Origin of the sequence: Phreatobacter sp., assembly GCF_052440005.1 — a bacterium.
Lineage (GTDB): Bacteria > Pseudomonadota > Alphaproteobacteria > Rhizobiales > Phreatobacteraceae > Phreatobacter.
In genome coordinates this window covers 1-26,125 of sequence record NZ_JBQVQL010000044.1, presented here as the reverse complement: position 1 = coordinate 26,125, position 26,125 = coordinate 1, and the positions used below count along the sequence as shown (strand labels likewise).

General features: G+C 69.5%; 28 protein-coding genes. 13 read left to right on the top strand and 15 right to left on the bottom strand.

Features of this window, described 5'->3' with window-relative positions; genetic code table 11:
• The first annotated feature begins 29 nt into the window (after positions 1-29).
• A complete protein-coding gene (locus ACT6XY_RS12445; RefSeq protein WP_444748635.1) occupies positions 30-1,166 on the top strand; it encodes an ATP phosphoribosyltransferase regulatory subunit in 1,137 nt (378 codons plus the stop codon).
• The gene (hisG, locus tag ACT6XY_RS12440) at positions 1,163-2,140 is read left to right on the top strand and encodes an ATP phosphoribosyltransferase (protein WP_444748634.1); all 978 of its coding nucleotides are present in this window, start codon (positions 1,163-1,165) and stop codon (positions 2,138-2,140) included. The genes ACT6XY_RS12445 and hisG overlap by 4 nt, the downstream gene beginning before the upstream one ends.
• A gap of 3 nt (positions 2,141-2,143) precedes the next feature.
• On the opposite strand, the gene ACT6XY_RS12435 is transcribed toward hisG, so the two are convergent.
• The 7 genes from ACT6XY_RS12435 to ACT6XY_RS12405 all read right to left on the bottom strand — a co-directional run bounded on the left by ACT6XY_RS12435 (position 2,144) and on the right by ACT6XY_RS12405 (position 6,410).
• The gene (locus ACT6XY_RS12435) at positions 2,144-2,539 is read right to left on the bottom strand and encodes a hypothetical protein (protein WP_444748633.1); all 396 of its coding nucleotides are present in this window, start codon (positions 2,537-2,539) and stop codon (positions 2,144-2,146) included.
• Between the two features lie 84 nt (positions 2,540-2,623).
• Entirely contained in the window at positions 2,624-2,938 is a 315-nt protein-coding gene (locus ACT6XY_RS12430; protein ID WP_444748632.1) for an AzlD family protein, read from the bottom strand.
• Positions 2,925-3,650, bottom strand: coding sequence for an AzlC family ABC transporter permease (locus ACT6XY_RS12425; protein WP_444748631.1), 726 nt, complete (start codon positions 3,648-3,650; stop codon positions 2,925-2,927). The genes ACT6XY_RS12430 and ACT6XY_RS12425 overlap by 14 nt, the downstream gene beginning before the upstream one ends.
• A gap of 173 nt (positions 3,651-3,823) precedes the next feature.
• Entirely contained in the window at positions 3,824-4,297 is a 474-nt protein-coding gene (locus ACT6XY_RS12420; RefSeq protein ID WP_444748630.1) for a GNAT family N-acetyltransferase, read from the bottom strand.
• Positions 4,294-4,965 (bottom strand): leucyl/phenylalanyl-tRNA--protein transferase, encoded by a 672-nt coding sequence (gene aat / locus ACT6XY_RS12415; RefSeq protein WP_444748629.1) that lies wholly within the window; start codon positions 4,963-4,965, stop codon positions 4,294-4,296. Before aat ends, ACT6XY_RS12420 begins: the two co-directional genes overlap by 4 nt.
• Positions 4,966-5,010: 45 nt before the next feature.
• Positions 5,011-5,424 (bottom strand): GNAT family N-acetyltransferase, encoded by a 414-nt coding sequence (locus ACT6XY_RS12410; RefSeq protein WP_444748628.1) that lies wholly within the window; start codon positions 5,422-5,424, stop codon positions 5,011-5,013.
• Complete coding sequence (locus tag ACT6XY_RS12405) at positions 5,421-6,410, bottom strand: Bug family tripartite tricarboxylate transporter substrate binding protein (RefSeq protein WP_444748627.1); 990 nt, start codon at positions 6,408-6,410, stop codon at positions 5,421-5,423. The genes ACT6XY_RS12410 and ACT6XY_RS12405 overlap by 4 nt, the downstream gene beginning before the upstream one ends.
• Positions 6,411-6,593: 183 nt before the next feature.
• Here ACT6XY_RS12405 and ACT6XY_RS12400 point away from each other — a divergent pair, with 183 nt between their 5' ends.
• The 7 genes from ACT6XY_RS12400 (at position 6,594) to pgi (ending at position 13,541) form a co-directional block, all read left to right on the top strand.
• Positions 6,594-7,256: a histidine phosphatase family protein gene (locus ACT6XY_RS12400; protein ID WP_444748626.1), complete on the top strand. Its 663-nt coding sequence runs from the start codon at positions 6,594-6,596 to the stop codon at positions 7,254-7,256.
• Between the two features lie 75 nt (positions 7,257-7,331).
• A complete protein-coding gene (locus tag ACT6XY_RS12395; protein WP_444748647.1) occupies positions 7,332-7,664 on the top strand; it encodes an ArsR/SmtB family transcription factor in 333 nt (110 codons plus the stop codon).
• Positions 7,665-7,732: 68 nt separating this feature from the next.
• Entirely contained in the window at positions 7,733-9,079 is a 1,347-nt protein-coding gene (locus ACT6XY_RS12390) for an FAD-dependent oxidoreductase (RefSeq protein ID WP_444748625.1), read from the top strand.
• A 59-nt stretch (positions 9,080-9,138) separates the two neighbouring features.
• Entirely contained in the window at positions 9,139-10,335 is a 1,197-nt protein-coding gene (locus tag ACT6XY_RS12385; protein ID WP_444748624.1) for an MFS transporter, read from the top strand.
• Positions 10,336-10,351: 16 nt separating this feature from the next.
• Positions 10,352-11,254, top strand: coding sequence for a CopD family protein (locus tag ACT6XY_RS12380; protein WP_444748623.1), 903 nt, complete (start codon positions 10,352-10,354; stop codon positions 11,252-11,254).
• 25 nt (positions 11,255-11,279) lie between these two features.
• On the top strand, positions 11,280-11,840 hold the full coding sequence (locus tag ACT6XY_RS12375; protein WP_444748622.1) for an RNA pyrophosphohydrolase: 561 nt from the start codon (positions 11,280-11,282) through the stop codon (positions 11,838-11,840).
• A gap of 60 nt (positions 11,841-11,900) precedes the next feature.
• Positions 11,901-13,541, top strand: a complete 1,641-nt coding sequence (gene pgi / locus ACT6XY_RS12370) for a glucose-6-phosphate isomerase (protein ID WP_444748621.1) — start codon at positions 11,901-11,903, stop codon at positions 13,539-13,541.
• 94 nt (positions 13,542-13,635) lie between these two features.
• Here pgi and ACT6XY_RS12365 read toward each other — a convergent pair whose 3' ends face one another.
• The 6 genes from ACT6XY_RS12365 to ACT6XY_RS12340 all read right to left on the bottom strand — a co-directional run bounded on the left by ACT6XY_RS12365 (position 13,636) and on the right by ACT6XY_RS12340 (position 19,364).
• Entirely contained in the window at positions 13,636-15,282 is a 1,647-nt protein-coding gene (locus tag ACT6XY_RS12365; protein WP_444748620.1) for an ABC transporter substrate-binding protein, read from the bottom strand.
• A 186-nt stretch (positions 15,283-15,468) separates the two neighbouring features.
• Positions 15,469-16,404: an N-carbamoyl-D-amino-acid hydrolase gene (locus tag ACT6XY_RS12360; RefSeq protein ID WP_444748619.1), complete on the bottom strand. Its 936-nt coding sequence runs from the start codon at positions 16,402-16,404 to the stop codon at positions 15,469-15,471.
• Positions 16,405-16,425: 21 nt separating this feature from the next.
• The gene (locus ACT6XY_RS12355) at positions 16,426-17,091 is read right to left on the bottom strand and encodes an amino acid ABC transporter permease (protein ID WP_444748618.1); all 666 of its coding nucleotides are present in this window, start codon (positions 17,089-17,091) and stop codon (positions 16,426-16,428) included.
• Complete coding sequence (locus ACT6XY_RS12350; protein ID WP_444748617.1) at positions 17,091-17,774, bottom strand: amino acid ABC transporter permease; 684 nt, start codon at positions 17,772-17,774, stop codon at positions 17,091-17,093. Before ACT6XY_RS12350 ends, ACT6XY_RS12355 begins: the two co-directional genes overlap by 1 nt.
• Positions 17,775-17,796: 22 nt before the next feature.
• Positions 17,797-18,531: an amino acid ABC transporter ATP-binding protein gene (locus ACT6XY_RS12345; protein WP_444748616.1), complete on the bottom strand. Its 735-nt coding sequence runs from the start codon at positions 18,529-18,531 to the stop codon at positions 17,797-17,799.
• Positions 18,531-19,364 (bottom strand): transporter substrate-binding domain-containing protein, encoded by an 834-nt coding sequence (locus tag ACT6XY_RS12340; protein WP_444748615.1) that lies wholly within the window; start codon positions 19,362-19,364, stop codon positions 18,531-18,533. Before ACT6XY_RS12340 ends, ACT6XY_RS12345 begins: the two co-directional genes overlap by 1 nt.
• 155 nt (positions 19,365-19,519) lie before the next feature.
• On the opposite strand from ACT6XY_RS12340, the gene ACT6XY_RS12335 reads away from it, so the two are divergent.
• The 3 genes from ACT6XY_RS12335 (at position 19,520) to arfB (ending at position 22,054) form a co-directional block, all read left to right on the top strand.
• Complete coding sequence (locus tag ACT6XY_RS12335) at positions 19,520-20,428, top strand: LysR family transcriptional regulator (RefSeq protein ID WP_444748614.1); 909 nt, start codon at positions 19,520-19,522, stop codon at positions 20,426-20,428.
• A 101-nt stretch (positions 20,429-20,529) separates the two neighbouring features.
• Positions 20,530-21,477, top strand: a complete 948-nt coding sequence (locus ACT6XY_RS12330; protein WP_444748613.1) for a dihydrodipicolinate synthase family protein — start codon at positions 20,530-20,532, stop codon at positions 21,475-21,477.
• A gap of 148 nt (positions 21,478-21,625) precedes the next feature.
• Positions 21,626-22,054: an alternative ribosome rescue aminoacyl-tRNA hydrolase ArfB gene (gene arfB / locus ACT6XY_RS12325; protein WP_444748612.1), complete on the top strand. Its 429-nt coding sequence runs from the start codon at positions 21,626-21,628 to the stop codon at positions 22,052-22,054.
• Between the two features lie 116 nt (positions 22,055-22,170).
• Here the strand turns inward: arfB and ACT6XY_RS12320 are convergent, their stop codons facing one another.
• Positions 22,171-23,079, bottom strand: coding sequence for a 2-dehydro-3-deoxygalactonokinase (locus ACT6XY_RS12320; protein ID WP_444748611.1), 909 nt, complete (start codon positions 23,077-23,079; stop codon positions 22,171-22,173).
• Between the two features lie 128 nt (positions 23,080-23,207).
• Here ACT6XY_RS12320 and ACT6XY_RS12315 point away from each other — a divergent pair, with 128 nt between their 5' ends.
• Entirely contained in the window at positions 23,208-24,881 is a 1,674-nt protein-coding gene (locus ACT6XY_RS12315) for a formate--tetrahydrofolate ligase (protein WP_444748610.1), read from the top strand.
• 417 nt (positions 24,882-25,298) lie between these two features.
• On the opposite strand, the gene ACT6XY_RS12310 is transcribed toward ACT6XY_RS12315, so the two are convergent.
• The gene (locus tag ACT6XY_RS12310) at positions 25,299-25,964 is read right to left on the bottom strand and encodes a hypothetical protein (protein WP_444748609.1); all 666 of its coding nucleotides are present in this window, start codon (positions 25,962-25,964) and stop codon (positions 25,299-25,301) included.
• Between the last annotated feature and the right edge of the window lie 161 nt (positions 25,965-26,125).

The following is a 26,125-nucleotide window of genomic DNA, read 5'->3' as shown; positions in this document are numbered from 1 at the left end:
GATCGAAGGCCATTCACCCGGAACACCGCATGACGCGCGCCCTGTCCGACCTCGATCTCCGCCTCGCGGGCCTGCTGGCCGAGGCAGGCTTCGCGCGCGCCGAGCCGCCCCTGCTGATCGCCGCCGACCTCGTGCGCGACCTCGTCGGCGAGGCGCTCGCCCGCCGCCTCTTCCTCACCAGCGATGCTGAAGGCCAGGAGCTCTGCCTCCGGCCCGACTACACGATCCCCGTGGTCCAGGCTCACCTCGAAGGTCCGCGCGCCGGCGAGGCCGCTGCCTATTCCTATCTCGGCCCGGTCTTCCGTCATCGGCCGGGTATGGCGGGCGAGTTCAACCAGGCCGGCATCGAGCTGCTCGGCCGCGCCGACCGCGAGGCCGCCGAGGCCGAGGTCGTGGCCCTCGCCCTGAAGGGCGCCCGTCTCTATACCGACGGCCCCCTGACCCTCGCCATCGGCGACGTCGGGATCTTCATGGCGCTGGTGGCGGCTCTCGGCCTGCCCCCGGTCTGGCGCCGCCGCCTCGCCAAGGACTTCCGCCGCTCCGGCATGCTGGAGGGCGACCTGAAGCGCCTCGCCGAGCCGGCGCGCAACGGCTCGACCCATGCCGGGCTGCTCGCCGCCCTCGAAGGTTCCGACCCCAAGGCGGCACGTGCTCTCGTCGCCGACCTGCTGTCCATCGCCGGCATCACGACGGTGGGAGGGCGCTCCGCCGCCGACGTCGCCGAGCGCTTCCTCGAACAGGCGGCCCTCGGCACCGGTGGGCTCAGCCCGGACAAGGTGGCGGTGGTGGAGAAGCTCCTCGCCATCGACACCGACGCCGCTTCCGCCGAGGCCGCCATCCGCGACCTCGCTGGCGCCTCCGGCCTTGCCATGGGCGAGGCGATAGACCGGCTCGCCCGGCGCAACGCGCTGCTCGCCGCCGCCGGCGTCGACCTCTCCGCAGCGCGCTTTTCAACCCGCTTCGGCCGGGACGTCGACTACTACACCGGCCTCGTCTTCGAGGTTCACGACGGCTCGGGCCGTGAAGGGCGTCCGCTGGTCGGCGGCGGCCGTTACGACCGTCTCACCGACATGATGACCGCCAAGATGGGGCTCGACATCAAGGTGCCGGCGGTGGGCTGCGCCTTCTGGGTCGAGCGCCTCGCCGTGGCGGGAGGCCGCGCATGACCGACACGCCGCTCGTCTTCGCCATTCCCTCCAAGGGCCGCATCCTCGAATCGGCGCAGGGCTTCCTCGAGCGCGCCGGCCTGAAGCCGGTGCAGGGGCGCGGCGCCCGCGACTATCGCGGCACCATCCCGGGGCTCGACCAGGTCGAGGTTGCCTTCCTCTCCGCCTCCGACATCGCCCGGGAACTCGCAGCCGGCACGGTGCATCTCGGATTGACCGGGCTCGACCTCATGCACGAGGCGACGCCGGAGCCCGAGGACCGACTCGTCTCGCTCACGCCGCTCGGCTTCTCGCGCGCAGACGTCGTCGTGGCCGTGCCGCAGGCCTGGATCGATGTCGCCACCATGGCCGATCTCGACGATGTGGCGAGCCAGTACCGCGCCCGCCACCGCTCGCGCATGCGCGTCGCCACCAAGTACCTGAACCTCACCCGTGCCTTCTTCGACCGCCATGGCATCGCCGACTACCGCATCGTCGAGTCTGCGGGAGCGACCGAGGGCGCTCCGGCGGCTGGTGCTGCCGAGCTCATCGTCGACATCACCACGACGGGCGCTACGCTCGCCGCCAACGCGCTGAAGGTGCTCGACGACGGCGTCATCATGAAGTCGGAGGCCCATCTCGTGGCATCCCGCACCGCGCCGTGGAGCGCCGGCGCACTCGCCTCCGCGCGCGACATGCTCGACCGCATCGCATCGCAGGCGCGCGCGCGGAAGGTCCGCGAGGTCCGCACCCGCTTCGCCGCTGCCGACGCCTCGCTGCTGGACGAGGCGCGGGCGCGGTTCGGCGTCGAGGCGCCCTTCGGCGGCCCCACATCCTCGGGGATGCTGACCCTGCACTGCCCGCCGACAGCGCTCTTCGCCCTCGCCCGCTTCCTGCGCGAGAAGGGCGCGGAGACCGTCTCGGTCACCGAACTCGACTATGTCTTCTCGCGCGACAATCCGCTTTACGAGACCCTCGCAGCGGCGCTGGCCTGACGCTCAGACGGCATCCGTCGATGTGACGACGAAGGTCTGCATCGCGCCGTCCTCGTCGCGGATCGAGACATATTCGCCGATCTGGAACGGATGGTCGCCGAAGCGGAAGCCGGCCTCGTCGTCGTCGTCCGCCCCGGGGTCGTAATCGAAGGTCCAGGTCGCGCCCTTGGCGCCGCCCGGCTTGTGGACGAGCAGCCCGTGCTGGTCCTCCTCGCCCTGCCAGAAGCGGCGCACCTTGCAGAGCGCGCGGTGCTCCTTCCAGGCGTCGGCGTCGATGAAGCTGGCAGCCGTCAGCGGTGCGACGAACTCGTAGCCGTGCAGCTTCGAGCCCTCCGGGTGGCCGGGCGAGCGCGCCATGTTGAGGCGGATGCGGTGGAAGCCCCGGGGGAGAGTCGTCATGCGGCGATACCTCTGGCTGTGACGATCCCTTGATGCGCCGCGCCTCCCGGCGCCGCCTTGATCGGGGTCAACTGGCCGGGGGGATCAGGGCAGGCCGAGGGCCCGCGCCGCCATCACCGCGCCCATACCCGCCGCCAGCGCCACGATGTCCCGCCGCACCGCGATCATGGCGAGGGTCGCCGCGGCGATGCCGATCCAGGCGGAGAGGCCGCCGCGCATGGCGAGCGGAACGACGGTGGCGACGATGATGGCGCCCGGCAGGGCCTCGAGCGCGGCACGCAGGAAGGGCGTCAGCGGCACGCGGCTCATGATCCAGTAGCCGGCGAAGCGGACGGCATAGGTCGCAGCCGCCATGGCGAGGATGGCGGTGACCGGGCCTGCCCACTCAGTCGCGGTCACGGAAGGCCCCGGCGGCGAGGGAGCCGGCGACGGCGCCGGCGATGATGAACCAGTAGCCTGCAACGAGCTGGGCGGTGATCACCGCTGCGCCCGCGGCCACCGGCCAGGCAAGCCGGTCGCGCCTCAGCCGGAACAGGCCGATCGACATGGCGGTGAAGGTTAGCGGCATCACCATGTCGATGGCGAAGCGCTTGGGGTCGGTGAGGAGATGGCCGAGGGCATGGCCCGGAATGGTCGCGAGCGTCCAGATGATCCACATGAACAGCCCGGCACCGACGAAGACGCCGGCATCCTGGCCGCCCTGCGCATGGTAGCGCGAGCCGATGACGAAGTTGGCGTCCGTCAGGCCGGCGAGGCCGAGGTGCACCGGCCCGCTCGGTCCGCGCGACAGCCACGGCTGAAGGGCGGCGCCCATCAGCAGAAAGCGGAGGTTCACCGCCGTCGTGACGGCGGCCAGCGCGGCGATGGCTGCGAGCGAGAAGGCCTCGGGCCAGAGCTGCAGGGCGAGGAGCTGGGAGGCCCCTGCATAGACCGTGAAGCTCATCAGCACCGCCTGGCCGAGGGTCAGCCCCTTCTCGGCGGAGGCGGCCCCCACGGCCGCAGCGAAGACGAGAACCCCTGGCAGCATCGGCATGCTCAGCCGTGCGCCCTCGACCATGCCGGCGAGGGTGCAGGGAACGGGACGGGCGGCGTCGGGAGAGGGTGCGTGCATGGGCCTTCGGCGGGTTCTGACCTTTCTCCCGTTCCCCGGCCGGCCGGTCCAGCCCTTTCGGGTGCAGGGCGGGGGCCCGCGCATCGCAGGGGTAGGCGGGGAACCAGTCCGGTCGGCCGGGGTTCGTTCCGCCCGCTTCGGCGGGAAGAGACCCCTTGGGCCCGCCCGGGCCCTCAGTCCAGCCGCTTGCGGAAGAAGAACTCCCAGCTCGCGCTGGCGTCTGCGAGATAGCGCTCCACGGGCTCACGCACGAAGCCCAGCTTCTCGTAGAAGCGATGGCCCCGCAGGAAGCGCGTGTCGCTCCACAGCACGATGTCCCGCGCGCCGCGGCCGCGCAGGAAGGCCTCGCCCTCGGCGTAGAGCCGCTGGGCGAGGCCCGAGCCACGCTGGTCGACGCTGGCATAGACCTTGAAGAGCTCGCCTGTGTCGGGGACTCCGGTCATCACCGCCGCGAGCGAGCCGGCGAGGCGCCCCCCGCTCTCCGCAACGAGGAGGATGCCGCCCTGCCGCGCGTAGTGGCTGGCGGGAGCCTTCAGCTCGGGGAACTCCTCGTCGATGAAGAGGCAGCCGGGATACTCGGCAAAGGTGGTGGCGATCAGGTTGGCGAGGCCCGGGCCGTCGGCGTCTGAAGCGGGGCGAATGTTCATGCGTGTCGAGGAGTGACCGTGGCGAGGGCGGTCTGGGGATCGAGCGGCACCGCGCTGAACTGCGCGGAGACGGGCAGCGCTGCGGCCAGCAGGCGCTGATAGCGGTTGCGCGGCACCTCGACGGCGCCGAGCGTGGCAAGATGGGGGGTGACGAACTGCGTGTCGAGCAGTCGGAAACCGTCGGCGGCGAGCCGCGCCACCAGGTGGACCAGTGCCACCTTCGAGGCATCGGTCTCGCGGTGGAACATGCTCTCCCCGAAGAAGGCACCGCCGAGGCTGACGCCGTAGAGCCCCCCGACCAGGCGCCCTTCGCGCCAGGCCTCCACCGTGTGGCAATGGCCCCTCTCGAACAGCGCGCCATAGAGCCGGCGGATGCGGGCATTGATCCAGGTGCTGTCGCGTCCCTCCGCCGGGGCGGCGCAGGCGTCGATCACCGCGTCGAAGTCGTGGTCCATGCGGATCTCGAACCGGCCGGACTTGACCGTGCGGGCGAGGCGCGAGGACACCGTCAGCCCGTCGAGGGGAATGATACCGCGCCGCTCGGGCTCGACCCAGTAGAGGCCGGGATCGTCGGCGCTTTCGGCCATAGGAAAGATGCCGCAGGCATAGGCCTTGAGCAGCACCTCCGGCGTGATGGTCTGGTCGAGGTCGTCGCCGTGGCGGGTCATGGCGGCAGACTAGCGGTGCCGCGACCGCCCGGCCAGTGCGGCCGATCAGGCGAGCGATTTCTCGAAGATGATCTGGCCGTCGTCGGTGCGGCCCGTCTGCCGCCAGCCCTGGTGTCGGTAGAAGCGCTCGGCGCGTGTGCCGGTGCCGGTGGTGAGCCAGGCCTTGGCGTGGCCCGTCCGGGCGAGGTGGTCGCAGGCTGCGGCGAGCAGCGGCCGGGCGATGCCCCGGCCCTCGCTGGCGGGATCCATGAACAGGGCGAAGATCGACCCATCCCGCGGGTCGGCGGACGAGAACCCGTGGATGCCGGCTGCGTCCTCGAACACCCAGAAAGCGTCGCGGTCGATCAGGTAATCGACGGCGTCAACGATCTTCTCGGGCCGGGAGAGCACGTTCTCCCGGACCGCGAGGCGGATTTCGGTGATGCGCGGCAGGTCGGTGCGGGTCGCGACCCGGATCACTGCTTCTCGATGCCGGCGACCCGCGCGGCCTCTTCCCACTTCACGGCTTCGGCGTTGACGCGCGCGGCGAGCTCCTCCGGCGTGGAGGGAGCGATGACCATGCCGAGACGATCGGTCAGGCTCGCCTTGACCTCTGTGCTGGCGGCGGCATTGCGCACGGCTTCGTTGAGCTTGGTCACCACCTCGCCGGGCACGCCGGCGGGCGTGAAGAGGCCGAACCAGGCGATGAGCTCGTAGCCCTTGGTGCCGGCGGCCTCGTCCACCGTCGGCAGGTCCGGCATCTGCGGCGTGCGCTGCTGCGAGGTGACCGCCAGCGCCCGCACCGTTCCGCCGCGCACCTGCGGCAGCATCACGCCGAGGTCGGCGGTGAACAGGGTGACGCGCCCTGCGATGAGATCCTGCATGGCGTTGGGGCCGCTGCGATAGAAGACATGGGTCATCTTCATGCCCGTCATCGCCAGCAGCATCTCGGTGGAGACGCGCTGCGACGAGGACGCCGAAGCGAAAGTGAGGTCGGAGCGGCTCTTGGCGAGGTCGATGAGCTCGCGCAGCGTGCGAACCGGAACCGAGTTGGCGACCGCGACGATCAGCGGAACCGAGCACAGGAAGGACACCGGCTGGAAGTCCTTGTGCATGTCGAAGGGCACGTTGTTGAACAGCGCCGGGGCGGCGGCATTGGTCGAGTTGGTGCCGACGAGGATGGTGTAGCCATCGTTGGCGGCCTTGGCGACGGCGTCGGCACCGATCATGCCGTTCGCGCCGGGCCGGTTCTCGATCACGATGGACTGGCCGAGCGTCTTCGACATCTGCTCGGCGAAGGTGCGGGCGACGATGTCGGTGGCGCTGCCGGCCGCGAAGGGCACGATCGCCCGGATCGGCCGGTTCGGATAGGTCTGCGCGTCGGCCGCGCGCGGCGCGACGGCCAGGCCGGCGACGGCGAGGGTCAAGGCAGCGGCGAGGCGGGCGAGCGGTGCGGCGCGGAACATGGGCGTCTCCCCTGGGAATGGTCGGGCGTCGTCCGCGCCCGTTCTAGGCGGCTATGTCTATCGGCTTCCCGGGCGAAGGCAAGGGAGGGCGCGCCTTCTCAAGGGGTTTGCTGCGGCGCTGCGGCGCCTCGCGCCGGCAGGGCCTGCGGGGTAGAATCTGCCATGGTCCGCCGGACAGTCCCCATGCGCATCCCGCTCCGTGTCGCCGTTTTCGCCGCCCTCGTCCTTGCCATCGCCCTTGGCCTTGCCGGTCCCGTCGCGGCCCGCGAACTGACACCGGTGGCGCTTTCCGCTGCGGAGGCCCGTCCGCTGGTCGACCGGCTGCGGCAGGGCGGGCTCGTTTTGTTTGTGCGCCACGCCGATACGGCGGGCATGCCCTGCGACAGTTCCTATCGCGTCGGCGACCGTGCAGGTCAGCGCAACATTTCCGAGCGGGGTCGGGAGCAGTCCCGCCGCTTCGGCGCGGCGCTCCGCGAACAGGGCATCCCCGTCGCCCGGCCCGTGCTCGCAGGGCCCGTCTATCGCGCCCGCGACACGGCTGAAGAGGCCTTCGGCGCCGCCGCGGTTGAGGTCGTCGACGGGCTGACCGCGGACGACTTCGCCGGCTCGCGCCTCGGCTGGGTCCTCGCCGAGCACCGTCGGCTCATGGCAGAGCCCGTTCCGGCCGGCGCGAACCGCATCCTGGTCGGCCACCGTACCCCCGCCATCATGATCTTCGGCGAGGCCGTCGCCGGGCGCGCCTTTCCCGAAGGCGCCGCCATCGTCATCGATCCCGCGCCGGCCCCTCGCATCCTGGGCATCGTCATGCCGGCGCCCATCCCAGGGGCCGGCTTCCACGGTTGCTGACGCTGGTGACGACTGTTTCGAACATTATCGAAATAGCCGTTGACGCGCGGTTGCGACCGCGCCATCCTCAGCCTCATGGACATTCTCACGCAGGCGAGCCGTCTCGAGGCTCTCGGCAATCCCACCCGCCTCGCGATCTATCGCGCGCTGGTCCGGGCAGGCCATGCCGGAACTCCCGTCGGCAAGCTGCAGGAGACCATTGGCATTCCCGCCTCGACCCTCTCTCACCACCTCGCCAAGCTCTGCGCCTGCGGTCTCGCCGGCCAGACGCGGGAGGGCACGGTGCTGCGTTGCCGCGCCCATTACGACGTGATGGACCAACTGGTGGGCTTTCTCGTTGCCGAGTGCTGCGTGGACGCGGCGGTGTCGTGCGCCAGTGAGGAATGCGCCAGCCCGGCCTGCGGGTGACGCCGGTTGGAGCACCCTCAATCACAGCCTGTATTTCGAAAATTCCAGAAAAATAAAAGGAGATCAGTATGAGTGACGCCCAATCTCTGCATGATGACCTTCCCGTCGTGGTGATCGGCGCCGGCCCGGTGGGCCTCGCCGCGGCGGCGGAACTGGCGGAACGGCGGATCGCCTTCCGCGTCCTCGAGGCGGCACCGACGGCCGCAGGGGCTGTGTCCGCCTGGTCCCACGTCCGTCTCTTCTCCCCCTGGCGGTTCAACGTCAGCGAGGCCGCCGCGCGGCTCCTTCGCACCACCGGCTGGCGGCGCCCGGCCGCCAATGTACACCCGACCGGGGGCGATCTCGTCCGCGACTATCTCGCCCCACTCGCGGTCCATCCCGCGATCGCGCCGTCCCTCCTTTGCGGGGCGGAGGTGGTCGCCGTTGCCCGGGCCGGCACCGACCGGGTGCGCGACGCCGGCCGCGAGACCCGTCCCTTTCTGGTGCGCTTCCGCCATGGGGGTGGCGAAAGCGACATGCTGGCACGCGCCGTCATCGACGCGTCGGGCACTTGGTCGCAGCCGAACCGGACCCTGTCCGGCGGTCTCGGCGCCGCCGGCGAGGGCACGCCGGCCGTCGCTGCCCACATCAGCTACGCTGTGCCCGATGTGCGCGGTGTGGAACGTACCCGCTTCGCCGGCCGCCGCGTCGCCGTGCTGGGTGCGGGCCACTCCGCCATCGGCACCCTGCTGGACCTCGCGCGTCTGGCGCATGAGGCTCCGGGCACGGAGATCCACTGGCTGCTGCGGGCCGAGCGGGTGGAGAGCGCCTATCGCAGCGGCGAGAACGACCAGCTCGCCGAGCGCGGGGCGTTGGCCACCGACGTCGCGGGCATCGTCGCGGCCGGCGGGGTCCGGGTGCATACCGGTACGCGCGTCGCTCGCCTCGCGGCGGAGGGGGAGGGGCTCGCCATCCACACTGAGGCGGGCGGTCGTCTCGCCGTCGACGAACTGGTGGTGGCGACCGGCTTCCGGCCCGACCACGGCCTTGCCGCCGAACTGCGGCTCGCCCTTGATCCGGCGCTCGAATGCCCAGTGGCGCTGGCCCCGCTCATCGACCCCAACCAGCATTCCTGCGGCACCGTACGGCCGCACGGCCATGCCGTCCTCGCCCATCCCGACGCCGGTTACTTCATCGCCGGCATGAAGAGCTACGGCCGGGCGCCGACCTTCCTCATGGCCACCGGCTACGAGCAGGTCCGCTCCATCGTCGCCCATCTCGCAGGCGACGCGGTCGCGGCCGCAGACGTCAGGCTCGTCCTGCCGGAGACCGGCGTCTGCTCCACCGACCGGAAGAGCGAGGGTGCACCGGCGCGGGGAGGGGGGTGCTGCGGCGCCGGCGCGTCGGCCGCCCGCGTGCTGGAAACGCAGGCCTGAGGCGCGGCGGCCCCGGATTGACCGGGGCCGGCTCCCGCTTCCAGGATTTCGGCATCATCATGCGCGCATCGTTCCCCTTCATCATCTCCGCCCTCGGCCTCACCCAGATCATCTCTTGGGGCACGATCTTCTACGGCATCTCTGTGCTGGCGAAGCCCATGATGGCCGAGCTCGGCTGGAGCTTCACCTTTATCTTTGCCGGCTTCTCTCTGTCGCTCCTCGTCGGCGGCATCGTCTCGAAGCCTGTGGCGCGCCTCATCCAGCGCCGCGGCGGGCGCTTCACGCTCACCCTCGGCTCGCTGGTCGGCGGCGCCGGCCTGCTCATGCTGTCGCAGGTGAATGATCCTGTCGTCTATATCGCTGCATGGATCGTCCTCGGCCTCGCCTCGCGCCTGACGCTCTATGACGCCGCCTTCGCCACGCTGGTGGAGATCTACGGGATGCAGGCGCGCCGGCCGATCTCCGTCCTCACCCTGTTCGGCGGCCTCGCCTCCAGCATCTTCTGGCCGATCTCCCACTACGCCAACGAGGCCATCGGCTGGCGCGGCGCCTGGATGGTCTGCGCCCTCTCCGTGCTCGTCATCTGCACGCCCCTGCATCTCATGCTGCCGCGCTTCGGCGTGCCCATCGGCGGCAGCGACGGCAATGGCGCAACCGTCCCGGACCCCGAGCCGCTGGTGCCGGCGGAACGGCGTGCCTTCGCCGTCATGATGCTCACCATTGCCCTCGCCGCCAACTCCTTCATCACCACGGCGCTCTCGGTCCACCTCATTCCCGCCGTCGTCGCCATGGGCATGGGCGCCGCCATGGCGGTGTGGATCTCGTCCCTGCGCGGCGTCTTCCAGACGCTCGGCCGCCTGGCGGAAATCCTTTGGGGGCGAAACCTCGATCCCTTCCTCTTCGCCAACATCTCCACCGGCATCATGGTGCTGGCTTTCCTGCCGCTGGCGGTTGGCGGCGTCGGCGTGCCCTATTTCTTCGCCTTCAACGTGCTCTTCGGGATCTCCGTCGGCCTGGCGACGATCGTGAAGGGTGCCGTGCCGCTCGTCCTCTTCGGCAAGAACGGCTATGCGGGCGTGCTCGCGTCCATCGCGACGCCGGGCCTCATCGTCACCGCCGCCGCGCCCACGGCCTATGCAGCTGTCCTCGACGCGGCGGGCCCCGTCGTCGGCTTCTGGCTGCTCTTCGCCGTCTCGCTCGTCTCCTTCTCGGCCACCGCAGCCCTTGCGTGGAGGTTCCGCCGCAGCCCAATCTGACCCAGGGGAAGCGGAGATGATTCTGGAGTTCTGGCAAGGCGCGGGGGATCCGGTTCGCGGCGCGGCCGTTCTGGTTCAGGCCGTCGCCATGGCGGGCGCGCTCGGCGCAGCGGGTTCGGCTCTCTTCCTGGTCTTCCTCAGCGAGCGGCTGACGGTCGAGGAGGCCCGTGCCGCCCGCCGCTGGCTCCTCCTCTTCGTCCTGCTCGCCCTCCTCGCAGGGGCTGCGCTCTGGCCCTTCCGCGCCGCCGCCCTGACCGGCGTCACAGCGGGCATGGCGCGCTTCGCGCTCTATCCGGAGATCGCGCGTTCGCCCTTCGGTGATGCGGCCTTTACACTGGCAGCCGGACTTCTCCTGCTGCTCTTCGCCCGGGTGCGGACGGCATGGGGTGCCGGCCTCGGCACGGCTGGCGCGCTCCTCGTCTGCATCGGCCTCGCTCTCGCCGGCCATGCTTCAGCCCACCCGCGCCGCCAGGAAGTCCTCGCCCTCGCCGTCGTCCATGCCGCCGCCGCGGCCTTCTGGTTCGGCAGCCTCTTCTCGCTTCGCACGGTCGCAGGCCGCCGCGATCCGCGCTCGGCGGCAGAGGCGGTGCTCGCCTGGTCGCGCCACGCCATGGTCTTTGCAGGCCTCGCCGTCGCCTCGGGCCTCGCCCTGGGCGTCGCCTTCGCAGGCTCGCCTGCGCAGATCCCCACGAGCGGCTATGGTTGGGTGGTCCTCGCCAAGACGGCCCTGGTGGTCGCGATGGTGCTCAGCGCCCTGGCCAGCCGATTCCGGCATGCGCGGCTGATGGAGCGCGGCGACGTGCTGGCGGGCGACGCTCTCGGCGCCTCCTGCAATCGCCAGATCCTGTTCGCGCTGCTGGTGCTCTACGCCACGGCGGAGCTCACCACCGCCGACATGCCGGCCCTCGCCGCGCGCTGAGCCCGAGGCCGAGGGAAGTTGAGGCATGACGACCAAGCACGAACCCCACGATGCCTACCGCCCCAATGTCGGTGTTGCCTTGTTCAACGGGCAGGGACGGGTGCTGATCGCCCGCCGCATCGGCGACGACGGTCCCGAGGTCGTCGCTCCGGGATACGAATGGCAGATGCCACAGGGGGGCATCGATCCCGGCGAGAGCCCGGAGGAGGCGGCGCGGCGCGAACTCTTCGAGGAGACCGGCGTTGTCTCCGCGACGTTGCTCGCAAGGCTGGAGCGGGAGGTTCACTATGACTGGCCGCCCTATGACGGGCCACCCCACCGTCTCGCCCACTGGCGGGGCCAGAGACAGGTCTGGTTCGCCTTCTGCTTCAACGGGCCGGAGAGCGAGATCGATCTCGCGCCGCCGGGCGGGGCAGCCGCCGCCGAATTCGACACCTGGCGCTGGGAACGGCTGTCCGCCCTTCCATCTCTCGTCGTGCCCTACAAGCGGGCGGTCTACGAGGCGGTGGCCTCTGGTTTCGCCCCCTTCGGCGACCCCTCCGTTCGTTCGGACGAGCGCTCCTTGCCCGGCTCGTCCCGATCATGATCTGGTCACGATGGCCTACCAAGGTCGCGCCGCCTGCCGCATACCCATGGACACCACCTGATGACCGATGCCGTCACCCGCGCTTTCGAGGCGCTCGAAGCCAACCGTCGGGCCATGATGGTCATGTCCCTGACGGAACTCTTCGGCGAGGATCCCCGCCGCTTCGAGCGCTTCTCCCTGAAGCTCGGTCCGCTGCTGATGGACTGGTCGAAGACCCGCGTCACCGCCTCGACCATGCGCCTTCTCGTCGACCTCGCGAAGGTCGCCGGCGTGGAGGAGAAGCGTGACGCCATGTTCTCCGGCGAGCGCATCAACGTCACCGAGAACCGCGCGGTGCTGCACGTGGCGCTCCGCAACCTCTCCGGCACGCCGATCCTCACGGACGGGCGTGACGTCATGCCGGAGGTCGCCGCCGAGCGCGAGCGCTGCTTCGCCTTCGCCGAGGCGGTGCGCACCGGCGCCCTGCGCGGCGCCACGGGCAAGCGCTTCACCACCATCGTCAACATCGGTATCGGCGGCTCCGATCTCGGTCCCGCCATGGCCGCCCAGGCGCTCTCTCCCTACATCCGCCGCGGCCTGTCCGTCCGCTTCGTCTCCAATGTCGACGGCGCCCACATCGCCGACACGCTGAAGGGCCTCGACCCCGCCCGCACCCTCTTCGTCGTGGTCTCCAAGACCTTCACCACGGTCGAGACCATGACCAATGCGCAGACGGCGCGGAACTGGGTGGCGCAGTCGCTCGGTGAGGAGGCCGTCGGCCGTCATTTCGCGGCGGTCTCCACCAATCTCGCCGCCGTCAACGCCTTCGGAATCGCCGAGGCCGCCATGTTCCGCTTCTGGGATTGGGTGGGCGGGCGCTATTCCGTCTGGTCCGCCGTCGGCCTCTCCCTGATGATCGCCATCGGGCCGCGGCAGTTCACCGCCTTCCTCGCGGGCGCCGAGCGCGTCGACCAGCATTTCCGCACGGCGCCGCTGAAGCGCAACATGCCGGTGATCATGGGCCTGCTCGGCCTCTGGCACCGCAACGTCTGGTCCTATGCCAGCCATGCGGTGCTGCCCTACGACCAGCGCCTCGCCCGCCTGCCTGCCCATCTCCAGCAGCTCGACATGGAAAGTCTCGGCAAGGGCGTCACGATGGAGGGCAAGGCGGTGACGCGGCAGACCGGGCCCATCATCTGGGGCGAGCCCGGCACCAACGGCCAGCACGCCTTCTTCCAGCTCCTGCACCAGGGCACCGAGATCGTGCCCTGCGACTTCCTGGTCGCCGCCTCGCCGCACGAGCGGGGCCGCGGACACCACGACCTGCTCATCGCCAATTGCCTGGCCCAGAGCAAGGCCATGATGAAGGGCCGCACCTTCGAGGAGGCGCGCGACCAGCTGGTCGCCCGCGGCATGAGCCGGGCCGAGGCCGAGCGCCTTGCCCCTCACCGGGTCTTTCCCGGCGACCGGCCTTCGACGACGTTCCTCTACCGCAAGCTCGATCCCGCGACCCTGGGCATGATCATCGCGCTCTATGAGCACAAGGTCTTCGTCATGGCGGCAATCCTCGGCATCAACGCCTTCGACCAGTGGGGCGTCGAGCTCGGCAAGGAGCTGGCCACCGCGCTGGAGCCGCTCGTCGCCGGCACGGGCGAACGGCAGGAGGCGCTGGACTCGTCCACCGCCGGCTTGCTCGCGCATCTGCGGCGGATGCGGGTGTAGCGTCGGGCCCCGGCGATCCACGGCCTGAACCCGCCCGCGCCCGACGCGGATGCCCGGAGCGACCCGGGCATCACGCTGGAAACGGGCCTGGTCCTCAGGCCGCCGGGCCGACCGTCACCGGGGTATAATCCTGGAACCAGTTTCGCGCCTGGACGAAGCCCTTCACCCGGGCGGAAAGGCCGCGCGGATTGAGGTCGTGGACCACGAACAGCGCGGCGGCGTCGTCGACCAGCAGGGCGTGGAGCTTGCCCATGGCCTCGTTCTGCGCCGCCGGCTCGAAAGCATCGCGCATGACCTTGATCTGCGCGTCGATCGCCGGGTTGTTGTACCAGCCCCAGTTGACGCCGCGCGGCGCGGTCAGCGTCGAATCGTAGATCACCCAGCCGGTCGTCGGATCGATCGAGGGGATCGCGATGTTGAGCGCGTGGAAGCCCTTCTGCTGGTCGGTGCGGGTGCCGCCGCGCAGCATGTTGATGATGGTGGTGAAGTCCACCACCTCGAACTTCACGTCGATCCAGATTTCCTTGAGATTCTCCTGGATCATCTCGTTCATCGGCAGCGGCACCATCTGTCCGCCGCCACCGGACGCGATGACCGAGACGACCTCTAGCCGCTTGCTCGGCCCGTAGCCGGCTTCCGTCATCAGCTTCTTCGCCGCCGCCACGTCGTAGCGGATGTCGAAGGTCGGCTTGCCGAACCAGGGATCGCCGGGCAGCACCTTGCCCTTGGCCGGCAGGGCCGTGCCGGAGAGGAGCTGCACCATGCTCTCGCGGTCGATGGCGAGGTTCGCCGCGCGGCGAACCCTGACGTCGGCGAAGGGCGTGCCAGGATTGACGTTGAGCCGCCAGGCCCAGATGTGCGGATAGGAGTTCTGGATCACCTGCATGCCCGCCGCCTTCAGCGAGGGGATGGCGTCCGGAGGCAGGGTCTCGGCGATGTCGATCGTGCCCGCGCGCAGCGCGGCGATCCGGGCATTGCCGTCCGGGATCGGCAGCAGCACGGTGCGCGCCGTCTTCGGCACGCGTGCCTTGTCCCAGTACGCGGCGTTCGCCTCGAGTTCGACGCGCTCGCGCGGCGTCACGGAGACGACCTTGTAGGGGCCGGTGCCGGCGGGTCGCTGCGTGAACCTCTGCCAATCGCCGCCGAGTTCGGCGAGGCGGGCGGGGCTGACGAACCAGAGATAGGCGAGCTGGTACGGCAGCATGCCGTCGACCACGTTGGTAGTGATCGCGATGGTTTTCGCGTCGATCTTCGAATAGCCGGCTATCGACGACAGGCGCGAGCGGACGAGCCCGACGCGCGGCTGGTGGAACTGCGGGGCGTCGGACTTGAAGATGGAATCGAAGTTCCAGATGGCGGCGTCGGCGTCGAAGGGCGTGCCGTCGTGGAACGTGACGCCCTCGCGCAGCGTGACGATCCAGCGCTGCTTGTTCGCGGGATCGACCTCCCAATTCGTCGCGAGGCCGGGGGTAAGGCCGGAGGGCTGGTCGGCCTTCGACATGTCCCAGTTCACCAGGGCGTCGAAGACCATGTAGGCGCCGAAGCGCAGCCCCTCGAAGCCGCCCTCCGGGCCGCCCCACATGCGCGGCACGTCCGAGAGCGAAATTCCGATGCGCAGCGGCCCGCCATTGGCCTGGGCGAGCGCGAGATCCGGGACCGCCGCGGCGCCGGCGAGGGCGGCGCCTGCCTTCAGGACGGTGCGGCGGGAAAAGGCACTGGTTGTCGGACTCTTGCGTGCCATGACGGCCTCCAGGTTCAATCACCTGGAAGACCGTGCATACAATTCATATGCCAGCCGATCGGCGGAACTATGTGATTGATAACGAACGGACAATGTGTGAGGCGCGGCGCGCCGGGGTGGATTCGGATGCGGCAGCGCCTGCCTTAGCGTGAGGCAGGCGCCGGTCCTTGGTGCGCCCGCGGGCCGTCAGCGTCCCAGCGGCTCGCCGACGCCCACCCGCTCGGTGATCAGGCCGTAATGCTCGGTGCGGCGGTGGCGTTTGAAGTCGAAGATCGTCTCCTTGCCGAAGATGGTGTCGTCGAGATCGCAGGGCACGACCAGCACGCCGTCGTCCTCGTGCGGCAGCTCTCCGACGATCTTGCCGTTGGGATCGACGATCAGCGTGCCGCCCATCAGGTGGTTGCCGTCTTCCGTGCCGGCCTTGGCCACCGCCACCACCCAGGTGGCGTTCTGGTAGGCGCCCGCCTGGCAGGAGAGGCGATGGTGGAACAGCCTGTCCTCCATGCCCTCGCCGGCGCGCTGCGAGTTGACCGACGGGGTGTTGAAGCCGAGCACGACCATCTCGACGCCCTGCAGGCCCATCACCCGATAGGTCTCGGGCCAGCGGCGATCGTTGCAGATCGCCATGCCCATCAGCCCGCCCTCGAAGCGCCAGACGGGGAAGCCGGTATCGCCCGGCTCGAAATAGCGCTTCTCCAGGTGCTGGTGGGTGCGGCCGGTATCGAACTCGACATGGCCCGGCAGGTGGGTCTTGCGGTACTTGCCGACGATGGTCCCCGCCTTGTCGACGAGGATCGAGGTGTTGAAATGGTGCCCGTCGGGGGTCAGCTCGGCATAGCCGAAGCTCATGGCCATCCCCAGCGCCCTGGCCTTGTCGAACAGCGGCTGCGTCGCCGCATTGGGCATGGAGGATTCGAACCAGGGGTCCATCTTTGCCCGGTCTTCCTCGTACCAGCGCGGGAAGAAGGTGGTGAGGGCGAGCTCGGGATAGACGATGAACGTCGCGCCCTTGGCCTTCGCCTCCTCCATCAGCGCGATCATGCGGGCGACGACGCTCTCGCGGCTCTCGGCCTTCTGGATGGGGCCGAGCTGGGCTGCGGCGACGGTGACGATGCGGGCCATGACGGTCTCCTGGGAATGCCTCTAGTGTCCGAGCCGGTGCTCGAGCCGGCTGACGAGCCGCACGATGGGCCAGAGGACTATGAGGTAGAGGAAGGCGGCGAGGACGATGGGGGAGGTGTTGTAGGTGACGCTCCGCGCCATGTCGGCGGCGTAGAGAAGCTCGGTGAAGGACACGACCGAGGCGATCGAGGTGAGTTTGATCACCTCCACCGTGTTCGACACGAGGTCCGGCAGCACGTTGCGGCTCGCCTGCGGCAGCACGACGTGGCGATAGGTCTGCAGCCAGGTCAGCCCCGTCGAACGGGCCGCCTCCCACTGCCCCTTGCCGACGGATTCGATGCCGGCGCGGAAGATCTCGCCGTAGAAGGACGAGGCGTTGAGCAGGAAAGCGATGCACACCGCGGTGAACGGCGTCATGCGGATGCCGGCGAACGGCAGGCCGGAATAGATGACGATCAGCAGCACCAGCGGCGGCACGGCGCGGAAGAAGTCCACATAGGCCTTGGTGACGAGCCGCAGCCCCCGCGAATGCGAGATCGAGCCCGTGGCCACCACGAGGCCCCCGGCGAGGCCGAGCGGGATCACCGCGAGGCAGAGCAGCAGGGTCATCTGCGCGCCGCCGAAGATGATCGGCCAGGCCTGCCGCATGATGTCGAAGTTCAGGAACTGGAAGAGGAAGATCTCCATCACGCCCTCTTCCAGGCGAAGCGGCGCTCGATCCACGAGCCCAGTGCCACCACCGGAACGAAGATCACGACATAGGCCACGGCGGCCATCATCAGCGGTGTCGCGTTGCCCGACAGCGACATGGCCGAGGTGCCCTGGTTCATGATCTCGCCGACGCCGATCACCGTGCCGAGCGCGGTGTTCTTGGTCACGGCGATGGTGCGGTTGGTCAGTGGCGGCACGCAGATGCGGATCGCCTGCGGCAGGATCACCGAGGTCATGGTCTGCCAGTGGGTGAGGCCGGTGGAGCGTGCCGCTTCCCACTGGCCCTTGCGCACCGAGACGATGCCCGACCAGAAGATCTCCTCGGCGAAGGCCGCCAGCACCAGCGACAGGACCAGCCACAGCACCGCGAAGCCGGAAATGTTGATGCCAAGGTTCGGCAGGCCGAAATAGACGATCAGAATGGCAACCAGCGGCGGCAGGGCGCGGAACATGTCGACGAAGACGATGATCGGCGCATTGGCGAGGCGCGAGCGGTAGCTGCGGATCACCGCGAGGGCGAGGCCGAGGGCGAGCCCCGTGATCACCACCGCCACGGCGATCTCCAGCGTCACCGCGATCCCCGAGAGGATGTCGGGCCAGTAGCGGGCGATCAGCTCCGGCTTGAGGAAGGCGTCCTGGAAGCGCTCGAGGCCGGTCATGGGAGTTTTGCGACGCTGGAGGTCACCGCGACAGCTCCCCGACGAAGTCCCGGGTGCGCGGATGCTGCGGGTTGCCAAAGATCTCGGCCGGGGTGCCCTGTTCGAGGATCTCGCCGTCTGCCATGAAGACGATGCGGTCGGCGGCGTCGCGGGCGAACCGCATCTCGTGGCTGACCACCACCATGGTCATGCCGGCGGCCTTGAGGTCTCGCATGACGCCGAGCACCGCTCCGACCAGTTCCGGGTCGAGAGCCGATGTCGGCTCGTCGAACAGCATGATCTTCGGCTCCAGCGCCAGCGCTCGGGCGATGGCCACGCGCTGCTGCTGACCGCCGGAGAGTTCGGAGGGGTAGCTGGGCGCCTTTTCCTTGAGGCCCACCTGGTCCAGCGCCGCGAGGCCGATGGCCTCGGCCTCCTCGCGGCTTTTGCCCAGCACCTTGCGCAGCGCCAGCGTCACGTTCCCCAGTGCCGTCATGTGCGGGTAGAGGTTGAAGGCCTGGAACACCATGCCGATCTGCCGGCGCATGGCGTTGATGTCGGTGCCGGGCGCCATCAGGTCGACCCCGTCCACCACCACCTGGCCTGCCGTCGGCTCTTCCAGCCGGTTGCAGCAGCGCAGCATGGTCGACTTGCCCGAGCCGGACGGACCGATGATGAAGACCAGCTCCCGCGCGGCGACGGAGAAGTCGATGCCGCGCAGGATTTCGGTGGTGCCGAAGCTCTTTCTCAGGCCCCGGACGTCGAGCAGTGCGGACATCAGCAGCGCGGCTCGCGGGCCGTCGGGTTATAGCCCGGAAGGCCGGGAACGCCCGAGCCGGGGAAGATCGTGGCGGCAGCGGAATCCGGGCGCGGCGCGATGCCGAACCACTTCTCGAAGATCTTCGCCATGGTGCCGTCCTTCTTGATGCACTCGATGGCGTTCTCGACCATGTCGCGGGTGGCGGTGTCGCCGTTGCGCGCCGGCACGGCCCAGACGAGGCCGGTCTTGTGCAGGTAGTCGAGCTTGATCTGCGGATTGTTCTTCACCGCGAAGGCGGCGACCGTCTCGGCCGTCACGTTGGCGACGGCGCGGCCGGCGATGACCGCCTGCACGGCGTCGGTCTGCGTGCCGAAGGCCTCGACGCGCCAGCCAACGCTCGCCTCCATGGACTTCGCCCAGCTCTCATAGGCCGAGCCGCGGTTGACCGAGACGACCTTGCCGCGCATCGAGGCGAGGTCGGTGATGGGAGCATCGCCCCGGCGGGTGATCAGACGGAAATCGGTGTCCAGATAGCCCTCGGTGAAGAGCATGCTCGTGGCGCGCTCCGGTGTCGCCGTCACCGGCGCCATGACGAAGTCATAGGTGCCGGCGTTCAGCGCCGGGATGATGCCGGAGAACTGCGTCGAGGTGATCTCGATCGGCCGGCCGAGGCGCTTGCCGATCTCGTTGGCGAGGTCGACGTTGAAGCCCTGGATGCCGCCGCCCGCGAGGTTGGGGAAGGCATGGGGAGCGAAGGTGCCGTCGACCGCGGTCTTGATCGGCGCCTGCGCCAGGGCCTGTCCGGTCATGATCGCCGCGAGGCCGGCGGCGGCGAGAAGGGTGCGGAGCATGATGGAAACCCTCTGTTGGGAGACCGCTCTGACGGCGGCAGGGGCCAACGTAACCACGCGCTTTTACGCACCTCAATATCATTGACGATGAATAATCGGGCTGGAAGTATAAAAGGAGATTATACTGCCCGCTCCCTGGGCACGAGGACCCGCCCATGCTCAACCTGCGCCAGCTGGAGATCTTCCGGGAGGTGATCCGCTGCCAGACCACCGTCGGCGCCGCTGAGGCTCTCGCCATCTCGCAGCCCGCCGTCTCCAACGCCATCCGGCAGATCGAGGCGCAGCTCGGCCTGCCACTCTTCGACCGCGTCGGCAACCGCCTGGTGCCGACCGCCGAGGCGCAGGAGGTGATGCGCGGCTCGGAGCCCATCTTCTCGCTCTACCGAGCCTTTTCCCAGAAGCTGAAGGACCTGCGCGACACGCGCACGGGGAGCCTGCGGGTGCTCTCCACCCCTGCGCTCTCCAATGCCCTCGTGCCGCGGGCGCTCAAGGCCTTCCTCGCCACGCGCCCCGACATGCACGTCTTCTTCGACGTGCGCCGCACGCCCGGCGTCGTCGAGGGCGTCGAGACGGGCTTCGTCGACCTCGGCTTTTCCCTCTCGCCGCAGCCACGGCCGGGCATCGAGGCGACCGCCATCTGCACCGGCCAGATGGTCTGCGTCTGTCCCCCTGACCATCCGCTTGCCGACCGCTCGGAAATCTCCGCTGCCGATCTCGCCGCCCATCCCCTCGTCGGCTTCGAGCCGGGCACCCCTCTCGGTTTCGCCCTCAATCAGGGCTTCTGGACCCCGGCGCTGCAGGAGCGGGTGATGGTCGAAACGCGCTACAGCGGCACCGCCTGCCTCCTGGCGGAGAGCGGCGTCGGCGTTGCGGTGGTCGATTCCTTCGCCGTGGTCGGCGGACGCTACGATCTCGTCTTCCGTCCGCTCAGCCCGCGCGTGCCGATCCAGGCCTTCGCCCTGACGGCGAGAGGCCAGCCTCCGAAGCGGGTGGTGCGCGCTTTCCTGAAGGAGGTGCAGGCGAGCGCCGTGCGTTTCGCCGATCCCTTCGTGGCGACGCCGTGAGCGGCCCGGCATGGAAGCCTTGCGGCTGCCGGCTTTGACCGGCACCCTCGATCCGTGGCATCGCCAGCGTCGAAACGCTCTCCCCTGACGAGGAAACAGCCATGAAGGCGAACGGAACCGACCTCACCACCGCCAGCGGCGTCTATGTGATCGCGGCAACGCCGTTCCACGACGACGGCCGCATCGACGAGAAGTCGACGGATTCCATGGTCGACTTCTACCGCGCCTGCGGCGCCGACGGCCTCACCATTCTCGGCGTCATGGGCGAGGCGCCGAAGCTCGCCGCCGAGGAGTCGGTCGCGATCTCCAAGCAGATCATCAAGCGCGCCGGCCCCTCCATGCCGGTCATCGTCGGCGTTTCGGCGCCGGGGTTTGCGGCCATGCGCTCGCTCGCCCGCACGGTGATGGATGCCGGCGCCGCCGGCGTCATGATCGCCCCGCCCAACACCCTGCGCACCGACGACCAGATCGTCGGCTACTACAAGCAGGCGGTGGATGCGATCGGCGACGACGTGCCCTTCTGCATCCAGGACTTCCCCATCACCTTCTCGGTGGTGATGAGCCCGAAGGTCATCCGCTCCATTATCCAGGAACTGCCCTCCTGCGTCATGCTGAAGCACGAGGACTGGCCGGGCCTCGAGAAGATCTCGACGCTGCGCGGCTTCGAGGCCGACGGCTCGATGCGTCATGTCTCGATCCTCTGCGGCAACGGCGGGCTCTTCCTCGATTTCGAGTGCGAGCGCGGCGCCGACGGCGCCATGACCGGCTACGCTTTTCCCGACATGCTGGTGGACGTCGTCCGCCTGCAGAAGGCCGGCAAGCGCGATGCCGCCCACGACCTGTTCGACGCCCATCTGCCGCTCATCCGCTACGAGCAGCAGCCGGGCGCCGGCCTGGCCGTGCGCAAGTATCTCCTGAAGAAGCGCGGCGTCATCGCCTCCGAGGCCCAGCGCAAGCCGAGCGCCCCGCTCTCGGCCAAGGCCCGCGCCGAGGTGGATTACCTCTTCGACCGCCTGTCGAAGCTCGACGCCCGCGCCAAGGCGGCGTGAGCCGGCAAAGGACGGAACGCCTCGTTCGGGAGGGCCGCTGGGAGACCGGCGGCCCTTTTCTTATGGGGACTGCTGCAGGGCGCACGTCCGTTCCGGAGCGCGGCTTGTCTTGCCCATGACGCCCCCCGGCTGCGACAATGCGCCCATCATGGCTGATCCGATCCCCGTCACGCGCTCCATCGCCCTTAATCCTGACGACATCACCGTCACCTTCGTGCGGGCCTCCGGGCCGGGCGGGCAGAACGTCAACAAGGTGTCGACCGCCTGCGAGCTGCGCTTCAACCTCGCCGCCGCGGCGCTCCCTCCTGACGTCAAGGAGCGCCTCGTGCCGCTGGCGGGCTCGCGGCTGACGAAGGACGGCGTCATCGTCATCCAGGCCGACCGCTTCCGGTCGCAGGACATGAACCGCGAGGACGCGCTCTCCCGCCTCGTCGAGATGGTGGCCAAGGCGGCCGTGCGTCCGAAGCGCCGCATCGCCACCAAGCCTACCCGCGCCTCCAGGGAGCGGCGGCTGGAGGGCAAGCAGAAGCGCTCGGGCGTCAAGAAGATGCGGCAGGGCAAGCCGGGAATGGAGTGAAACGCGACTCTGCGTCTCGGGCCTCGTTGCAGCGGCGCCATGCCCCCCATCCCTGACCCCTCCCCGCCGCACGCGGGGGGAGGGGTCAGGGATGGGGGGAACGCTCGATGCCCGCCTCACACCAGCCCGGCCGCTTTCGCGATCCTGAATTGCCCGGCAAAGGCGGCGTCGACAGGCGCCGTCTCGTGGGCGATGCCCAGCACGTCGAGCGCCACGCCATATCGCGCCGCCAGTGCCTCTCCGCCGACGATCACCACCGGCCGGTCGACATCCGGCGCGAAGCTGCGCGCTTCCGCGATCTCCGTGCCGATCATCAGGCCCGACAGCCGCTCGGCCGTCTCGTAGGCCGGGAAGTCGCCCATCAGGCTCCCCGCACGCTGGCGGAACAGCTTGCCGAGGAGCCCGGCGCCACCCTCGGCCGCCCCGATGGCGACGCCGGCCGCAAAGGCCTCCTGCGCCTCGATCCGATCTGCCGTGGTCAGCTTCAGCACCGTGTGGTCCCTGAGCGCCGCGAAGGCGTCGCCCGTCATGGCCGAGCGGAAGGCGGCGATCTGGTCCCCGTCGATCCGCACCCACTTCGAATGGGTGCCGGGCATCACCGCGAGCCGGAGCCCGTGAAGGGCCAGCCCGGCGATCTGCGTCTCTTCGCCGCGCATCACGTCCGGCGCGCCGTCCGGGTTGCGGTAGGAGAGCCCGGTGATGAACGCGATGCGCCGGCCGCCGGCGGTGGTGAAGCGTGTCAGGGCCCCGGCGAGTTCGCCGGCCCCGGCGGGGCAGGGCAGATAGGGCGTCTCCACCCAGCCGGTGCGGCTCGTCACCATGCCGGAGGCCACCAGGGGCAGCGCGCGTCCCTCGTCCCAGCCGGCGACGGCGCGCTCCAGAACGCCCTCGAAGTCCCGGTCCGGAACGGCGAGCAGGCCCTCGCCGGAGGCCTTCCGGTCGATGATCCCGCCGCCGCCGTCCATCAGGGCGGCGCGGAACGAGGTGGTGCCCCAGTCGATCCCGATCAGCTTCGCCGTGCTCATCCGTCCTCCCCGGCCGCCCTGGCGCATGGCCTGCTCACGGGTTGTCCCCTTGCATGCGAGGGCGCCGTCGATTTAATCGCCGCGGCACTATACGACAGTCGGCCTCTCACCCAGCGCAGATATCGCCCATGTCCCATGACCTCGCCGTCGCCCGCGCCTCGACCCTCCGTCCGATCGCCGCGGTGGCGGAGGCGGCGGGCATTCCCGTCGAGGCGCTGGAGCCCTATGGCAAGCACATCGCCAAGCTGGACGCGGGCTACCTCGCGGGATTGAGGGACCGGCCGGACGGCAAGCTGGTCCTCGTCACCGCCATCAACCCGACGCCGGCCGGCGAGGGAAAGACGACCACGACGGTCGGCCTCGGCGACGGCCTCAACCGCATCGGCAAGCGCACCGTCATCGCCCTGCGCGAGCCCTCCCTCGGGCCGGTCTTCGGCACCAAGGGCGGTGCCACCGGCGGCGGCAAGGCCCAGGTCCTGCCCATGGAGGCGATCAACCTCCATTTCACCGGCGACTTCCACGCCATCACCTCGGCCCACAACCTGCTCGCCGCCCTCGTCGACAACCACGTCTACTGGGGCAATGCGCTGGGCATCGACACCCGCCGCATCGTCTGGCGCCGCGTGCTCGACATGAACGACCGGGCCCTGCGCTCCATCGTCAACGGCCTCGGCGGGGCCGGCAACGGCTATTCCCGCGAGGACGGATTCGACATCACGGTGGCCTCCGAGGTCATGGCCTGCTTCTGCCTCGCCGACGACCTCGCCGACCTCGAGGCGCGCCTGGCCCGCATCGTCGTCGCCTATACCCGCGAGAAGAAGCCGGTCACCGCCGGCCAGCTCAACGCCGCCGGCGCCATGACCGTGCTGCTCAAGGACGCCATCAAGCCGAACCTCGTCCAGACCATCGAGGGCTCGCCTGCCCTCATCCACGGCGGGCCCTTCGCCAACATCGCCCACGGCTGCAACTCCGTCATCGCCACCCGCGCCGCCCTGAAGCTCGGCGACTACGTGGTGACCGAGGCCGGTTTCGGCGCCGATCTCGGGGCCGAGAAGTTCTTCGACATCAAGTGCCGCAAGGCCGGCCTGAAGCCCTCCGCAGCGGTGATCGTCGCCACCGTCCGCGCCCTCAAGATGAACGGCGGCGTCGCCAAGGCCGATCTCGCGCGCGAGAACATCGAGGCGCTGCGGGCGGGCATCGTCAACCTCGGCCGTCATGTCGAGAACGTCCGCGCCTTCGGCGTGCCGGTCGTCGTCGCCATCAATCACTTCACCACCGACAGCGAGGCCGAGCACCGGCTCATCGCCGACATTTGCCGGGACGAGTTCGGCGTCGAGGCAGTTCAGTGCCGCCACTGGGCGGACGGTGCGGCCGGTGCGGAAGAGCTCGCCCGCAAGGTCGTGGCACTCTGCGAGGGCGGCACGGCGCATTTCCAGCCGATCTATGCCGACAGCCTGCCGCTGGAGGGGAAGATCCTCTCCATCGCCACGCGCATCTACCGCGCCGACGACATCGCCATCGCCCCGAAGGCCGCCGCCGACCTCAAGGCCTTCGATGCCGCCGGCTATGGCCACCTGCCGGTCTGCATGGCGAAGACCCAGTACTCGTTCTCCGCCGATCCGACCCTGCTCGGTGCGCCGACGGGCCATACGATCCCGGTCCGCGAGGTGCGCCTCTCCGCCGGCGCCGGCTTCGTCGTGGCGATCTGCGGTGACATCATGACCATGCCGGGCCTGCCCAAGCTGCCGGCGGCCGAGGCGATCCATGTCAGCGCGGAAGGGTTGATCGAGGGGCTGTTCTGAGGGAATGGCGAACGCAACGAAGCGCGTTTTCTCGGTTCTTCTGCGGGTGGATGCCAGCGGTTGGCAAGGTGACCCACCCATACTGGGCGGTCCTCCGACGGTGGTTCAGTCCGACAGGGGGCCGACGAGATTTGTGTATGACCTCGGGTTTGATCGATTGGACATTTCGCTTGAGGGCGCCTGCGCCTTGCTCGCTGCCGCCATCGAGCAGGAAATCGAACGGGAGGGGTCCATGCTTCGCGACCCTCAGTTTCGCAGACGCTGCTGTGTCGATTTCGCCATATCGGTTCCGGCGAACCTTGCAATGTTCTCCTACGTCTGGCCACCAGCACTGATCGCATTGCCCGGGAAAATCGGTATTGGCTTGGAGGTCTCTCACTATCTCGACGAGGCGTTCGGAGAGGTAGTATCTGGCTCCTAGAAGACGCGCTTCAGGCTGCTTGGATTGATCGTTCCGACCCCTAGTGCATCCCCAGCGCTCTCATGCCAGACCGGCGCAAAGCCCGCCCGCAGCACGGCGACGATTGATGGCGGCGTAAGCACATCGGCCTCGCCTGAGAGGCGCTGGCGGGGCGTCCCGTAGCCGGCATAGGACCAGCGCAACATCGCGTCGCCCCTCAGCGCGTAAGCGTCGCCTCCCATTGCGACCGCCACTCCATCCGGCAACCCCCTCGCCTCGGCCCGCCACGTTCGCTTCCCGCGCCCCTCCAGCCGCTCCCCGTGCAGCACCGCGTCCATCTCCGGCGCCTTCGGCGGCTCGGATAGCCCCTTCGCCCTTGCCCAGGCCGCGGCGAAGCGGGTCGCATCCGCCCGCCGGCATTCGAAGCAGGGGCGGTGCCCGGCGGCGAGCGCCGTCACCTCGTCGAGGAAGAAGAGCTCGGTATAGCCTCGGCCCATCAGAGGCGAGCGCCGCCGGTCCTTGAACGACAACACGCAGCAGATCCACTGCTTCGATGCCCAGGGCCGTGGCCCGATGGTCCTGTCGTCGCGATGGAACCGGCCGCCGCGATTGCCGAGGAACAGACCGCGCTCCGGCACCGCCGCGATGGATCCGAAGGGATCGACGCGGTTGGGTAACGGCATCGGCGAGGTCAGAACCTGGCGTCGGCGGAGGGCGTGTTGCGCTGCCCGCCGAAGATGCTGTCGAAGAAGTTCGGCTGCGGCGGCGGGGCCTGCTGCACCTGCGGCGCGATGTCGACCGGCGGCTGCGCCGGTCGCGGCGCCGGCCTGACGACGCGCTGCGG

Coding starts and splice junctions, on each gene's coding strand:
- ACT6XY_RS12445 (WP_444748635.1), top strand. CDS start 30: ATGACGCGCGCCCTGTCCGACCTCGATCTCCGCCTCGCGGGCCTGCTG.
- hisG (WP_444748634.1), top strand. CDS start 1,163: ATGACCGACACGCCGCTCGTCTTCGCCATTCCCTCCAAGGGCCGCATC.
- ACT6XY_RS12435 (WP_444748633.1), bottom strand. CDS start 2,539: ATGACGACTCTCCCCCGGGGCTTCCACCGCATCCGCCTCAACATGGCG.
- ACT6XY_RS12425 (WP_444748631.1), bottom strand. CDS start 3,650: ATGCACGCACCCTCTCCCGACGCCGCCCGTCCCGTTCCCTGCACCCTC.
- ACT6XY_RS12420 (WP_444748630.1), bottom strand. CDS start 4,297: ATGAACATTCGCCCCGCTTCAGACGCCGACGGCCCGGGCCTCGCCAAC.
- aat (WP_444748629.1), bottom strand. CDS start 4,965: ATGACCCGCCACGGCGACGACCTCGACCAGACCATCACGCCGGAGGTG.
- ACT6XY_RS12405 (WP_444748627.1), bottom strand. CDS start 6,410: ATGTTCCGCGCCGCACCGCTCGCCCGCCTCGCCGCTGCCTTGACCCTC.
- ACT6XY_RS12400 (WP_444748626.1), top strand. CDS start 6,594: ATGCGCATCCCGCTCCGTGTCGCCGTTTTCGCCGCCCTCGTCCTTGCC.
- ACT6XY_RS12395 (WP_444748647.1), top strand. CDS start 7,332: ATGGACATTCTCACGCAGGCGAGCCGTCTCGAGGCTCTCGGCAATCCC.
- ACT6XY_RS12390 (WP_444748625.1), top strand. CDS start 7,733: ATGAGTGACGCCCAATCTCTGCATGATGACCTTCCCGTCGTGGTGATC.
- ACT6XY_RS12385 (WP_444748624.1), top strand. CDS start 9,139: ATGCGCGCATCGTTCCCCTTCATCATCTCCGCCCTCGGCCTCACCCAG.
- ACT6XY_RS12380 (WP_444748623.1), top strand. CDS start 10,352: ATGATTCTGGAGTTCTGGCAAGGCGCGGGGGATCCGGTTCGCGGCGCG.
- ACT6XY_RS12375 (WP_444748622.1), top strand. CDS start 11,280: ATGACGACCAAGCACGAACCCCACGATGCCTACCGCCCCAATGTCGGT.
- pgi (WP_444748621.1), top strand. CDS start 11,901: ATGACCGATGCCGTCACCCGCGCTTTCGAGGCGCTCGAAGCCAACCGT.
- ACT6XY_RS12365 (WP_444748620.1), bottom strand. CDS start 15,282: ATGGCACGCAAGAGTCCGACAACCAGTGCCTTTTCCCGCCGCACCGTC.
- ACT6XY_RS12360 (WP_444748619.1), bottom strand. CDS start 16,404: ATGGCCCGCATCGTCACCGTCGCCGCAGCCCAGCTCGGCCCCATCCAG.
- ACT6XY_RS12355 (WP_444748618.1), bottom strand. CDS start 17,091: ATGGAGATCTTCCTCTTCCAGTTCCTGAACTTCGACATCATGCGGCAG.
- ACT6XY_RS12350 (WP_444748617.1), bottom strand. CDS start 17,774: ATGACCGGCCTCGAGCGCTTCCAGGACGCCTTCCTCAAGCCGGAGCTG.
- ACT6XY_RS12345 (WP_444748616.1), bottom strand. CDS start 18,531: ATGTCCGCACTGCTCGACGTCCGGGGCCTGAGAAAGAGCTTCGGCACC.
- ACT6XY_RS12340 (WP_444748615.1), bottom strand. CDS start 19,364: ATGCTCCGCACCCTTCTCGCCGCCGCCGGCCTCGCGGCGATCATGACC.
- ACT6XY_RS12335 (WP_444748614.1), top strand. CDS start 19,520: ATGCTCAACCTGCGCCAGCTGGAGATCTTCCGGGAGGTGATCCGCTGC.
- ACT6XY_RS12330 (WP_444748613.1), top strand. CDS start 20,530: ATGAAGGCGAACGGAACCGACCTCACCACCGCCAGCGGCGTCTATGTG.
- arfB (WP_444748612.1), top strand. CDS start 21,626: ATGGCTGATCCGATCCCCGTCACGCGCTCCATCGCCCTTAATCCTGAC.
- ACT6XY_RS12320 (WP_444748611.1), bottom strand. CDS start 23,079: ATGAGCACGGCGAAGCTGATCGGGATCGACTGGGGCACCACCTCGTTC.
- ACT6XY_RS12315 (WP_444748610.1), top strand. CDS start 23,208: ATGTCCCATGACCTCGCCGTCGCCCGCGCCTCGACCCTCCGTCCGATC.
- ACT6XY_RS12310 (WP_444748609.1), bottom strand. CDS start 25,964: ATGCCGTTACCCAACCGCGTCGATCCCTTCGGATCCATCGCGGCGGTG.